This is a genomic window from Nonomuraea sp. NPDC004186 (genome assembly GCF_053603495.1).
Genome location: NZ_JBSGFQ010000091.1, coordinates 1 through 12,707 on the forward strand (window position 1 = coordinate 1; position 12,707 = coordinate 12,707).

Consider the following 12,707-nt stretch of genomic DNA (forward strand, 5'->3'; position numbering starts at 1 on the left):
GGCGCCGCCAGCGTGGACACCGGCGGGACGTCCACCTGGTTGTCCGGGTTGCCCATCTCCCCCTCGTCCTCCTTCGACGAGGACGACGGCGTCGGAGTCGGCGTCGGAGCGGCCCATGCCGTCGCGATCGGGCCCGTCGTGAGGCTGAAGAGCAGGGCGAGCCCGGCCGTAAGCACCCCTCTGGTTCTCATGCGGATACCTTTCTGCGGGCAGCGAGGGGCGATGCCCGCCGGAGCCGCGAATCTTGTCCGTTAGATCTTCCGAAGCGCTCTTGCTGGGGATCAAGATTGCGAGTCCGGCATACAAAGAACATCCAAAATCGGTATAAAGGCCCTTCCAGCTTGAACGCTTCACCAACGGACGCCCTCGCACGGCGCCCAGCTCAGGAGAACGCGCGGTCATGGTGGTTGAACAGCCCGTATTCAGTGTTCTTGGGCCGTTGCAGGTCCGGGTCCCGGAAGGACCCCTACGCATCGCGGGCAGGAAGCCCAGGCTCCTGCTCGCCTCGCTGTTGCTGGAGGCCAACGAGGTGGTCAGCTCGGAGGCGCTCGTCGAGGTGCTGTGGCCCCGGACGCAGCCGTCGTCGGCCGTGGCCAACCTGCGCACGTACGTGAGCACGCTGCGCTCGGCCGGCGTCCAGATCGAGGCCCGGCCCTCCGGTTACGTGATGCAGCTCGACACGGGACGGCTGGACGCCCTGGAGTTCGAGGACCTGGTGGCCAGGGCGCGGGCGGCGGGGCGTACCGAGGAGGCGGCGGAGCACTTACGCCGGGCGCTGGCGTTGTGGCGCGGCACCCCGCTCGGCGACCTGCCCGCCAGCGCGCTGTGGGACGGGCGGCTGCGCGCGCTCACCCAGGCCCGGCTGGCCGCCGTCGAGGAGCTGGTGGCGCTGAAGCTGGCCCGAGGCGAGCATGCCGCCGCGATCGACGACCTGCGCGACATGATCGGCGAGCACCCCTACCGCGAGGACCTGTGGCAGCAGCTGATCCTCGCCCTGCACCACAGCGGCCGGCGGGCCGAGGCCCTGAACGCCTACGCCACGATCAGACGGCAGCTCGTGGACGAGCTGGGCATCGAGCCGGGGCAGGACTTACGTGACGTGCACGCGTCCGTGCTGGCGGGCGACGCCCCGCCCGCGCCCGTCGCGGCGGCGCCCCACCAGCTCCCCGCGGACGTGCCGGACTTCACCGGCAGGGCGCAGGACGTCGCGGCCGTGACGCGCGCCCTGTCCCCCGAGGCCCACCGGCCGGACGGGCCGCCCGCGATCGCCGTGGTGACCGGACCGCCGGGGGTGGGCAAGTCCGCGCTGGCCGTGCACTGCGCCCACGCGTTACGGGCGGGCTACCCCGCCGGCCAGCTCTACCTGTGCCTGGGCGGCACCGACTCCGAACCCGCCGACCCGCTCGCCCTCCTGGCCGAGGCGCTGCGCGCGCTGGGCGTCGCGGAGCCGGCCCTGCCGCCGACCGTGCGCGAGCGGGCCTCGCTCTACCGCTCCCTGCTGTCCGAGCGCCCGATGCTGGTCCTCCTCGACGACGCCGCCGACACCGCCCAGGTACGCGCCCTGCTCCCCGGCAGCGGCAGCGCGGTGCTCGTCACGAGCCGCCGGCGGATCGCCGAGCTGCCCGGCGCGCTCCAGCTCGAACTCGACGTGCTGCCGCCCGCGGAGGCCGAGGAGCTCCTGGGCCGGATCGTCGGCCCCGAACGGGTGGCCGAGGAGCGCGAGGCCGCCCGGGCGATCGTGCGCTCCTGCGGCCACTTACCGCTGGCCGTCCGCGTGGCCGGGGCCCGGCTGTCCGGACGGCCCGGCTGGTCGCTGGGCGTGCTGCGGCAGCGGCTGGAGGACGAGGCCGGCCGCCTCGACGAGTTACGCGCCGGCGACCTGGAGGTACGCGGCTCGTTCGAGCTCAGCTACCGGCGGCTGTCCGACGACGCCGCCCTGGCCTTCCGCGCGATCGGCCTGCTCGGCGAGCAGTCCGTACCCGGCTGGGTGGCCGACGCCGTGCTCGACCGGCCCCGGGCCGACGCCGTCGTGGACACCCTGGTGGACGCGAACCTCCTGCGGCTGGCCGGCACCGACCACGTCGGCCAGCCCCGCTACCGGCTCCACGACCTGATCCGCTGCGCCGCCAAGGAGAAGGCGGGCGGCGACACCGAACGGCACGCGCTGGCCCGGGTGCTCGGCGGCTGGCTGACCGCCGCCGAGCACGCCTCCCTGCGGCTGCCCACCACTCTCTTCGGGCTGACGTCCGACCTTGCGCCCCGCTGGAGCCTGGAACGGGAGACCCTCGGCCGCCTGACCGCCCAGCCGCTGTCGTGGTTCGACGCCGAGCGGGAGTCCCTGGTCGAGGCCGTACAACTGGCCGCCGGCGCGGGCCTGGCCCAGTCCGCGTGGGGGCTGGCCGCCACCCTGGTCCCGTACTTCGACCTGCACTGCCTGCTGGACGAGTGGCAGCTGACGCACCGCCTCGCCCTCGACAGCGCCCGCGCGGCCGGCGACCGCCTCGGGGAGGCCGCCATGCTGCGCGGCCTGGCCCAGGTCTGCCTCTACCAGGACCGGTACGCCGAGGCCGAGGACATGTTCAGGCGGGCCCGCGCCATCTTCCACGAGCTGGGCGACACGCGGAGCGAGGCCATCTCGATCTGCGGGCTGGCGGCGGTCAGCCAGTTCTCCAACCGGCATCTCAAGGCGCTCGCGTCCTTCCGGCAGGCGCTGGCCATGTTCCTGGCCATCGGCGACCGCAGCGGCGAGGCGTACGCTCGGCAGGCGATCGGGCGCGTCTACCTGTCGCTGCGGGACCTGCAGCAGGCGTCCCGGTGGCTGGGGGACGCGCTGCGGCTGGCCGAGGAGCTCGGCGACGCCCACCGCGAGGGCTGCGTGTCGATGCAGCTCGGCCGCATGTACGACCTGTTCGCCCAGTCGGACCGGGCCATGCGCTACCAGGGGCACGCGCTGGGCATCTTCGAGGCGCTCGGCGACCGCCACTGCGGCGCGTACGCGATGCGGAACCTGGGCGGGCTCCAGGTGGCCAGGGGCGACCGTTCGGACGGCTCCGACCAGTTGGAGCGATCCCTGGTGATCTTCCAGCAACTGGGGGATCGCAGCGGGGAGGCGGACACGTACCAGACGCTCGGCGAGCTGTACCGTTCGTCCGGCCGCACCGCGCTGGCCACCCATTACCTGCACCAGGCCCGTGAGCTGCGCAGGGAGCTCAGCGAGTCGTTCGCGTGAGCTGCGGCCGGAGCCATTGTCCCGTGGGCCAGGTCTCCAGGCGCCAGGCGCTGTCCCAGAACATCCACTCGTACTCGGTGGCCCGGCAGAACGCCTCGTCCATCGCCCGGCGCGTCTCGGGGTCGGCGCTCTCGGCCAGCCGGTCGGTGATGGCCTTGGCCTGCTCCACCGAGGCGGCGAAGGCGGGGTCGGAGTAGGTGCCGATCCAGGTCCGGTACGGGTGGTCGGCCGCGCCCGCCGTACGTTCGAGCAGTGCCGCGCCGACGTCCTGGTAGACCCAGAAGCACGGCAGCACGGCGGCGGCGAGCACGGGCAACGGGGCGGCCAGGGCCGTGGCCTGGAGGTAGGAGGAGTAGGCCAGGCAGGTCGGCGAGGTGGCGACGGCCGCCGTCTCGCCGGCCGTCAGCCCGAACTCCTCCAGGTAGCCGGTGTGCAGGGCCCGCTCGACGACGAGCGCCGTGTGCGCGCTCTGCGCGAAGAACGCGGCGTCGGCCGGAGAGCCGGCGCGGGCCGAGGCGGTCGCGAGGACCTTGGCGTAGGCCACCAGGTAGCGCCCGTCCTGGACCAGGTAGAACGCGAATCGCTCGCGGTCGAGGGTGCCGTCGCCGAGCGCGGCGTTGAACGGGTGGTCGTGGATCGCCTCGAGCAGCGTGGCCGTGCGCGCCCAGATCTTCTCACAGAAGGTCACCGATGACGTCCCTTCGCTAGTGCGAACTAGATCAGGTTCGACGGGTGTGATCTCAGCCCGGCAGCCCGGGCACCCCGCGTCACGGCCAACGCTAGCAGAGGCCCGGCCCGGTCGTGTCAGGCGGGGATCAGCTCGTGCAGCGTGCCGGGGGTGTAGACCCGCGCCCCCTCCGGGAGGTCGGCCGGCGCCTCCAGCCCGATGTAGGTGGTGGGCCCGGCCGGCGTGCTCTTCGCGCGCAGCAGGTCGGCCAGGTAGCGGACGCGCAGGAAGTCGCGTTCGACGATCGAGCGCACCAGCAGGGAGGCGCTGACGCGGTTGCCCTCCACCTGGTTGAAGCCGGGGTGGCCCTTCAGGTAGAGGTGCAGCCACTTCACCAGCCAGCCGCCGTCGGCGCCGCGCAGGAAGACGAGCGGCAGGGCGATCCGGCCGGAGCCGCGCAGGTCCGACTTCATGCGCACGGTACGCGGCTCGAACGGCCTGCCTTCCTGCGCGGCGTCCCTGGTCATGTAGCCGAAGAACGCCTCGGCGGCCTCGTCGAACGCTTCCCCGTCGTAGATGTTCACCTGCGGGATGATGATCGGCTGGGTCGCGGCGGCGAGCCGGATGTCGATGAACTCGGACGCGCCTTCGGGCGCCTCGGTGAGGTCGCCGGAGTACCGGGCGAAGTCGTTGGTGTAGTTCGTCCAGGAAATGTGCGTCGGGTCGTCGTAGGAGGCGTCCAGCATGAGCGCGGACAGGTCGTAGTCGGTGCGCTGCCGTGCCTCGCGCCAGTGGACGAAGAACCTGAGCAGTTCGCCGTCCACCGCCGACACCGAGCCCCGGGGCAGCATGCCGAGCCCGGGCACGACGGCCTTGCCGGACAGCGGCAGGGCGACGTCGAGCACGTCGGGGTCGACGATCAGCTCGCCGGGGTCGGGGAGGCGACGGGCGATCTCCTCGTCCAGGATGGCCAGCGCCCGCGCCAGGGCCTCCTCCTCCAGCGGCGAGCGGGAGTCGGGGGCCGCCCACGCCCTGCCGTTCCGGTTGACGAAGACGCGGCCCGCGACGGGGGCGAGCCGGTTCTGCAGATGCTCGCGCAGCGACAGCAGGACGCGGCCGGAGGCGCCCGAGGCGGCCCCTTCCGCGGCGTCCAGCACGGCCGACGTGGACAGGCCGGTCCGCAGCAGGTGGTCGAGGCGGCGCAGCAGCGCGCCAGGGGCCTGCTCCAGCAGCTTCACCGCCTCGGCGGTGCGGCCCGCCGACAGGGCGGCCTCGACCCGGCCGTCCAGGCTCGGGGCCGGACGCGTGCCCCTGGCGGTTTCGAAGACGGCCCGGGCGCGCGGGAACTGCGGGTACTCGTGGGGGTGCAGCCGTTCGCCGAGCCGCTTCCACTCCTCCCGGTGGCGCGGCACGTCGCCGAGCCTGGCCGGGGAGGCGACCGCGTCCAGGGCTCCCAGCAGGGCGCGGCGCTCGGCCCGGCGGAACGAGCGGAACCTGGTGGGCTCGGCCAGCGTGACATCGCCGCCGGAGCAGCCGCAGGCGAGCCGGAGCACGTCGGTCACGGTGTCGACCAGCAGCGGCCGGCCCTCGGCCAGCCGGACCTCGTTGACGATCGCGCGGTTCTCGCGCACGGGGACGCGCTCGGGCTCGTCGGCGCAGAACCCGGCCAGCAGGCGCAGCGCGGCCAGGTCCTCGGCGGCCAGGGGCACCTCGGAGCCCGCCAGCGAGAGGTAGAGCTCCCGCGCCTCCGACTCCAGGCTCCCGCCCAGCTCCAGCACGGTCACCCGGTCCCCGGCCAGCGGGATCAGCTCGGCGTGCGCGGCCAGCAGGTCGGCGTAGGTGTGCTGGTAACGGCCGTAGCCGGGCAGGGAGAGCAGGTTGAGCGCCGAGGTCTCGACGCGGGCGGCGGCGACCGGGTCGAGCAGGGCCTCGCGCAGCAGCCCGGCCCAGAACTCCAGGGTGTCGGGCACGTTCCTGGGGAAGTCGAGGAAGTACGCGTTGTGCCGGACGTGGTCACCCACGAGCGTGCGGACGGCGGCCAGAATGCGGACGCCGAGGTCGACCACGGTCTCGCCGCGCAGCCCGGACAGTCGCTCGAGCAGCGCGGCCGAGCAGGTGAAGCCGACGCTGAGCAGCGCCGCGTCGAGCTGGCGGGCGGCGGTCTCTCCCCAGCCGGACCCGGATCCGGCGGGCGCGGCGCCGATGGGGACGCGCAGCCGCCGGGCGATGACGAGGCTTTCCAGAGTGTCCACGAACGGCACCATATAGCCGGGACACGCCCGATCGCGGACGGTTTTCCGCACCCGCGCCGAGGATGCGGCCGGTCAGCGGCAAGGGCCCACAGCGAGCTCGGCGGCCGGTCGACGGCGAGGGCCCGCCGCACGCTCAGCGGCCGGTCGACGGCGAGGGCCCGCCGCACGCTCAGCGGCCGGTCAGAGGTGAGGGGCCGCTTCGCGCGTACCGCCCGGGCGCAGCACGCCCGCCAGCGCCAGCGCGACCAGGACCCCGGCACCGCCCGCCACCGCGATCGCGGGCCCGGGGGCGATCACCTCTCCGAGCGCCCCGACCAGCGCCGCCCCGGCCGCCTGCCCCGTCATCAGCCCGGACGACTGCAGCCCGAACGCCTGCCCCCGCACCTCCTCGGGCACCGACTCGACGAACCGCCGCTGCAACCCCAGCTGGTACGACAGCCCCGCGGTCGCCACCGCGGCCAGCACGGCGGCCCACGCCATCCCCGGCCCGAGCGCGAACCCCACCCACGGCACGCCGAGCAGCACCGCCAGCGGAAACGACAGCCGCTCCCGCAGCCCCGGCGCGGCGAACCTGCCCACCGCGAACTCCCCCACCGCCATCCCGACGGCCGCCGCCGCGAGCACCACCCCGGCCTGCCCCTGCCCACCCAGGTAGGGCACGACCATGGCCTCGGCCCCGGCCAGGAACACGCACGGCAGCCACCCCGCCAGCAGCAGCCCGCGCACCCGCCCGTCGGCCAGCAGCCGCCGGTTGACCCGCAGCGTCTGGCGCACCGTGCCCGCTCCCACCGTGCCCGCTCCCACCGTGCCCGCTCCCACCGTGCCTCGGGCGGGCCGGTACGGCAGTCCGGCCCGCAGCACCACGGCGGCCACCGCGGCCAGGCCCGCGGTCGTGGCCAGCGCCCCCGAGGGCCCGGCGATGGCCAGGAACGCGCCCCCGGCCGCCAGCCCGGCGATCTGCGCGCTCGCGGAGGCCACGTTCAGGACCGACCGACCGAGCACGAACGCGTCGCCGGGCAGCACGTCGGGCAGCATCGCCGCCCGCGCGGCGAAGAAGACCGGCGTGAACAGCCCAGTGACCAGCACCAGCGCCAGCATCGCCCAGACCGGCAGCTCCGCGAAGGCCAGCAGCAGACACGTCACCGCCCTGACCACCTCGCCGGTCACCATCAGCGCCCGCGGCGGCAACCGGTCGGCCAGCGAGAGCAGCAACAGCCCGCCCACGATGAACGGCAGCCAGCCGGCCATGTACGCGGCGGCCGACAGGCCGGCCGAGCCGGTCCGCGCATAGACCAGCACGGACAGGGCCAGCATCTTGATCGAGTCCCCGCCGACCAGCAGCGCGAAGCTGCCGAACAGGACCCGGAACTCCTTGACGGCGAACACCTCGCCGAACGTCGCCCCATTCACGTCCACGATGGTGCGGACCGGACCGGCGAGCCGGCGACTCTTTCGGATATAACCGAAAGGTGCCCGTAAGAATCGAGGTCACCCCGCAGGACCTGGTGGCCACCAGGTTCGCGATCTCGCCGCTGATCGAGACCATGCACGCGCAGTGGGTGCTGGCGGGCCGGCTGGAGGCGGGCGTGCACGGCCGGTGGGCCGCTCGGTGGCGGGGCACGTACCGCGAGCTCGAACGCGCGCACCCCGTGCTGCGGGCCGCGGACGCGATCAGCGGCAACCGGCGCGGCACGAACGTCGCCTTCATCGCCCCGCCGCCGACGGCGGTGGACGTGCCGTTCGAGGCGGAGCTGGCCGCCATGCGCAGGACGCCTATGGAGCAGGCGCACGCGGAGATCGCCCGGGCGCTCGCCGGGCGGCCGGCGGCGGGCGGGGTGAGGGAGCTGCTGGCGGGAGCGCGGGTGGTGGAGCGGTTCGCCGACGCGTACGAGGCGCTCTGGACGGAGATCGTCTCCCACGACTGGCCGCGCTTCCGCGCGATCCTGCAGCGCGACGTCGCCCATCGGGCGGGACGGCTGGCGGCCTACGGCTGGGCGGCGGCGCTGGAGGACCTCAGCCCGCAGGTCCACTGGCGACCCCGGGGGCAGATCGAGGTCGAGCTGACCAGCCTCCACGGGCTGCGCCGGCTCGGCGGCAAGGGGCTGCTCTTCCTGCCGTCGGCGTTCACGACCGGCGTCGGCGCCTATCTGGAGGACGCCTGGCCGTACGCGATGATCTACCCCGCGAGGGGCACCGCGGCCGTGCCCGCCGCGGCCGACGCCGACCTGTCGGCCCTGATCGGCCGCAGCCGCGCCCGCATCCTCGCCGAGCTGGCCGAGCCCGCCACCACCACCCAGCTCGCGGCCCTGCTCGGGCAGAGCCTGGGCACCACCGGCGGCCATCTGGCGGCGCTGCGCAGGACGGGCCTGATCGCGGGCACCCGCGTCGGCCGCGGCGTCCTGTACGCGCGCACGCCCCTCGGCGACGCCCTGGTCAACGGCTGAGCACCCCCTCGCACAAAAGAGACAAAAGCCACTAACCATCACCCTGTGCCATATCCAGGTAAATCCTACTGATACAGTCGCTTATGTCACGAGTCCAGTGCGAAGCCCCGGCTTGCTGGACGGCAACCCTCCCACCGCGGCGGGGTGCCCCGGGTGATGACACGGTCGTCGAGCCGAATGGTGCTCCTGGCGGCAAGCGCGGATGTCGAGTCGTGCTGCCCTGTGCCCTTGGCCGGCTGCTCGAAAAGGAAAGGGAAAGATGAAGGGCGGATTCACGCGCCTCGCGGGACTGGGCATGGTGGTCGCGCTGGCGGTCACGGCCTGCGGCGGCGTCGACACGGGTGGTTCCACCGGCGGCTCCACGGGCACCGGCGGCGCGGCGAAGCAGGAGCTCACGGTGACCGCGTTCGCGGGCGCGTGGGGAGAGCTGTTCAAGAAGTCGTTCGTGGAGCCGTTCGAACGCGACACCGGCGCCAAGGTGAACCTCGTCTACGGCGCGAACGCCGAATGGCTCACCAAGCTGCGCGCGGCCGGCGGCAAGAACCCGCCGTTCGACGTCATCGCGTTCACCCCGGACGCGTCGCTGCCCGCGGCCTCCGCCGGGCTGCTCCAGCCGCTGGCCACCGACGGGCTGGCGCACTTCAAGGAGCTGGACCCGGTGCTCGCCGGCAAGTCCGCGTACGACGGCAAGCAGTACGGAGTGCCGCTGACCACCGGCTCCACCGGTCTCCTCTACCGCACCGACAAGATCAAGACGCCGCCCGCGGACTGGGCGGACATCTTCGACAAGCAGTACTGCGGCCACGTCGCCCTCCCGCCGCTCACCTACAACCCCGGCCTGGAGTTCTTCTCGGCCCTGGTCACCTCCCAGGGCGGCACGCTGTCCGATCCGGCCGCCGTGGACAAGGCGTTCGACAAGCTCGCGACGCTGAAGGGCTGCGTGTCCTCCTTCCCCGCCAACGCGGGCAACGCCGCCACCGTCATCGAGAACGGCGACGCCTGGATCATGCCCTTCTGGGACGGCCGCGCCTTCGCCATGGCCCAGGCCGGCTCCCCGATCGGCTTCACCTACCCCAAGTCCGGCCCCGTCGGCGCGCTGACCTCGTATTTCATCGCCGCGGGAACGCAGAAGAGCGACCTGGCGAACAAGTTCCTCGACCACCTGACGGCCGCGCAGAACCAGAAGCCGTTCGCCGAGGGCACCTGGTACGCCGCGGGCAACGACTCGATCTCCTACAGCGAGCCGTTCGAGCAGAAGGTGAAGCACGGTCCCGACGTCTTCAAGAAGTTCATCTGGGTGGACTACGCGGTCGCCACCCCGAAGCTGAACGAATGGCAGCAGCGGTGGAACCAGATCTTCGGCTGACCCCGGAAGAAGGCGGCGGGCACGTCGAGATCGAGGGGCTCGCCGCCGGGTACGACGGCGCGCGCGTGCTCGACCTGGACCGGCTGTCGATCCGCAAGGGCGAGTTCCTGTCGATCCTCGGGCCCAGCGGCTGCGGCAAGACGACGCTGCTCAACTGCGTCGCCGGGTTCGTCCAGCCCACGGCCGGGCGGATCGTGATCGACGGCTCCGACGTGACCCGGCGGCCCCCGTACCGGCGGGGTCTGGGCATGGTGTTCCAGAACTACGCGCTCTTCCCGCACATGACCGTGGCCGCCAACGTGGCGTACGGGCTGCGCGTGCGCAGGCTCGACCGGCGGGAGCGGGACGAGCGGGTGCGGGAGGCGCTGAGCCTGGTCGGCCTGGAGGGGTACGCCGGGCGGCGGCCCCGCCAGCTGTCCGGCGGGCAGCAGCAGCGGGTCGCCCTCGCCCGAGCCCTGGCCATCCGGCCCGCCGTGCTGCTGCTGGACGAGCCGCTGTCCAACCTGGACGCCAAGCTGCGCAGGGAGATGCGGGTGGAACTGCGCGCCATCCAGCGGCGCATCGGCACCACCATGGTCTTCGTCACGCACGACCAGGAGGAGGCGCTCGCGCTGTCGGACCGGGTGGCCGTCATGAACGGCGGCCGGGTCGAGCAGCTCGGCACCCCCGACGAGGTCTACCGGCGGCCGGCGACCCGGTTCGTCGCGCAGTTCATCGGCGCGGCCAACGTCCTGGAGGGCACGGTGACCGGCTCGGGCGCGCTCGACTCCGGCGGGATCGTCGTCGAGTGCGGCCCGCTGTCGCTGCGGCCGGGCGGGCGCGCCGTCGTCGCCGTCCGCCCCGAACGCATCCGCCTGACCACACCGGGCCCAGAGGCCGGCCCAGAGGCCGGCGGCGTGGCCGGGACGGTGGGGTATCGGGCCTTCGCCGGGGACGCCTGGCATGTGGAGGTGCGGCTGGCCGACGGACGCATCCTGAGCGTGCAGGTCGCCGACACCGGCGCGGGCGCCGAGGACCCGCCCGGCGCGGGCACGTCCGTGCTCGCGCACTGGGATCCGGCCGACGTCATCCTCCTGGAAACGGAGGCGCCGTGACACGCCGCTGGGCGGGCCTGCCGTACATCCTGCCGCTCGTGGCGTTCCTGACCGCCCTGTTCCTGGTCCCCCTCGTAGGGCTGCTGCGGCTCAGCTTCAGCCCTGTCGACGCCTTCAACGCAGCGCTGCCCGGATTCACCTTCGGGCAGTACGCCCGGGTGTTCACCGAGCCGTACTTCTACGGCTCCCTGCTGCGGACCCTGGCCACCGCGCTCCTGGTGGCGGTGCTGTGCGTGGCGCTGGCGTACCCGGCCGCGTATTTCCTGGCCCGCCGGCGGCCCGGCGTCGTGCGGACCCTGCTGTTCGTCATCGTGATCTCGCCGCTGCTGACCAGCGTGGTCGTACGCACCTACGGATGGGTCGTGCTGCTGTCCGGCAACGGGCTCGTCAACCGGGCGCTCGTCGCCTCCGGGCTGCGTGACCAGCCCGCCCAGCTGCTCACCAGCTACCCGGCCGTCGTGGTCGCGGTGACGCACGTGCTGCTGCCGTTCGCGATCATCCCGCTCACGACGGCGCTCGGCGGGCTGGACCGCAACCTGCACCGGGCCTCGCAGACGCTCGGAGCCGGGCCGGTCAGGACGTTCCTGCGGGTCACGGTCCCGCTCAGCCTGCCCGGCGCGGTCACCGGCGCCCTCATCGTCTTCGCGCTGGCCATGGGCATCTACATCACGCCGCTGCTGGTCGGCGGGGTGACCCAGCCGCTGACCGGCATCCGGGTCTACGACCAGGTGACGACGGTGTTCGACTACCCGGTGGCAGCGGCGCTGAGCTTCGCGCTGCTCGCGCTGACCGTCGTGTCCACGGGGCTGCTGGCGGGCGTGTTCCGGATCTGGGAGAGGCGCCTTCATGGGTGAGCGGGGCTACGACAGGATCGTGCGGCTGGTGGCCGCGGCCCTGGCGGCGCTGGTGTTCCTGTTCCTGATCGCGCCGCTGGTCGTGCTGGTGACGAGCTCGTTCAACCGGGCGGGCTCGATGGCGTTCCCGCCGTCGGGGCTGTCGCTGCGCTGGTACGCCGAGGTGCTCGGCTCGCCCGACTGGCAGGTCTCGTTCCGGCTGAGCGGCCTGCTGGTGCTCCTGGTGGTGCCGACGACCGTGGTCATCGGGACGCTGGCGGCGTACGGGCTGACGCAGGGGTCGTTCCCCGGGCGGCGGCTGCTGCAGGGGTTCGCGCTGTCGCCGCTGATGGTCCCGGAGATCATCGTCGCGCTCGGCCTGCTCTACTACTTCCACGGCGTCGGCCTCGTCAACTCGGTGACCGGGCTGTGGCTGGCGCACTCGCTGGTGGCGCTGCCGTTCGTGGTGCGGGCGGTCATGGTGAGCGCCGCGCAGCTCGACCCGGCGCTGGAGCGGGCCGCCCTGAGCCTGGGCGCCGGGCGGGTCCGGGTGTTCCTCACGGTGACGCTGCCGCTGCTGCGGCCCGGCATCCTCGCGGGCGCGATCCTCGCCGCGGTCACCTCGCTCGGCGAGGTCGCCGTCACGGCCCTGGTGGCGGGCGCGAACACCACGACGGTGCCGCTGCGCATCTTCTCGGCCGTGCAGTACCAGCTCGACCCGTCGATGGCCGCGGTGTCCACGCTGCTCATGGCGGCGAGCGTGGTGGTGATGGTGGTCGCGGACCGATTCGCTCGCATTTCGGAGGCCCTGTGACAAGCCCT

General features: G+C 73.3%; 9 protein-coding genes, 1 pseudogene and 2 riboswitches. Of the genes and pseudogenes, 6 read left to right on the top strand and 4 right to left on the bottom strand.

Translation table 11 applies throughout. The features are described 5' to 3' along the window. Positions 1 to 191 (bottom strand): annotated as a pseudogene (locus ACWEPL_RS47605) (hypothetical protein); the annotation flags it as partial. Between the two features lie 248 nt (positions 192 to 439). Here ACWEPL_RS47605 and ACWEPL_RS47610 point away from each other — a divergent pair. Then, entirely contained in the window at positions 440 to 3,229 is a 2,790-nt protein-coding gene (locus ACWEPL_RS47610; protein WP_452440142.1) for a BTAD domain-containing putative transcriptional regulator, read from the top strand. Here the strand turns inward: ACWEPL_RS47610 and tenA are convergent. The 3 genes from tenA to ACWEPL_RS47625 form a co-directional block, all read right to left on the bottom strand. Further along, the gene (gene tenA / locus ACWEPL_RS47615) at positions 3,210 to 3,917 is read right to left on the bottom strand and encodes a thiaminase II (protein ID WP_350742943.1); all 708 of its coding nucleotides are present in this window, start codon (positions 3,915 to 3,917) and stop codon (positions 3,210 to 3,212) included. The genes ACWEPL_RS47610 and tenA overlap by 20 nt on opposite strands. After that, positions 3,909 to 4,004, bottom strand: a riboswitch (TPP riboswitch). It overlaps the preceding gene by 9 nt. A 29-nt stretch (positions 4,005 to 4,033) precedes the next feature. Further along, complete coding sequence (locus ACWEPL_RS47620) at positions 4,034 to 6,148, bottom strand: hypothetical protein (protein ID WP_452440143.1); 2,115 nt, start codon at positions 6,146 to 6,148, stop codon at positions 4,034 to 4,036. Positions 6,149 to 6,328: 180 nt separating this feature from the next. Continuing rightward, positions 6,329 to 7,558, bottom strand: coding sequence for an MFS transporter (locus tag ACWEPL_RS47625; protein WP_452440144.1), 1,230 nt, complete (start codon positions 7,556 to 7,558; stop codon positions 6,329 to 6,331). Between the two features lie 59 nt (positions 7,559 to 7,617). On the opposite strand from ACWEPL_RS47625, the gene ACWEPL_RS47630 reads away from it, so the two are divergent. From ACWEPL_RS47630 to ACWEPL_RS47650, 5 genes are all read left to right on the top strand, one after another. After that, entirely contained in the window at positions 7,618 to 8,592 is a 975-nt protein-coding gene (locus ACWEPL_RS47630) for a helix-turn-helix domain-containing protein (RefSeq protein ID WP_452440145.1), read from the top strand. An 84-nt stretch (positions 8,593 to 8,676) separates the two neighbouring features. Then, positions 8,677 to 8,797: riboswitch (SAM riboswitch) on the top strand. 54 nt (positions 8,798 to 8,851) lie between these two features. After that, positions 8,852 to 9,958, top strand: coding sequence for an ABC transporter substrate-binding protein (locus ACWEPL_RS47635; RefSeq protein WP_363985439.1), 1,107 nt, complete (start codon positions 8,852 to 8,854; stop codon positions 9,956 to 9,958). After that, a complete protein-coding gene (locus tag ACWEPL_RS47640) occupies positions 9,937 to 11,052 on the top strand; it encodes an ABC transporter ATP-binding protein (protein ID WP_452440146.1) in 1,116 nt (371 codons plus the stop codon). The genes ACWEPL_RS47635 and ACWEPL_RS47640 overlap by 22 nt, the downstream gene beginning before the upstream one ends. Next, positions 11,049 to 11,906: an ABC transporter permease gene (locus ACWEPL_RS47645; RefSeq protein ID WP_452440147.1), complete on the top strand. Its 858-nt coding sequence runs from the start codon at positions 11,049 to 11,051 to the stop codon at positions 11,904 to 11,906. The genes ACWEPL_RS47640 and ACWEPL_RS47645 overlap by 4 nt, the downstream gene beginning before the upstream one ends. Continuing rightward, the gene (locus ACWEPL_RS47650; RefSeq protein WP_363985433.1) at positions 11,899 to 12,699 is read left to right on the top strand and encodes an ABC transporter permease; all 801 of its coding nucleotides are present in this window, start codon (positions 11,899 to 11,901) and stop codon (positions 12,697 to 12,699) included. Before ACWEPL_RS47645 ends, ACWEPL_RS47650 begins: the two co-directional genes overlap by 8 nt. Positions 12,700 to 12,707: the final 8 nt, after the last annotated feature.

Coding starts and splice junctions, on each gene's coding strand:
- ACWEPL_RS47650 (WP_363985433.1), top strand. CDS start 11,899: ATGGGTGAGCGGGGCTACGACAGGATCGTGCGGCTGGTGGCCGCGGCC.
- ACWEPL_RS47635 (WP_363985439.1), top strand. CDS start 8,852: ATGAAGGGCGGATTCACGCGCCTCGCGGGACTGGGCATGGTGGTCGCG.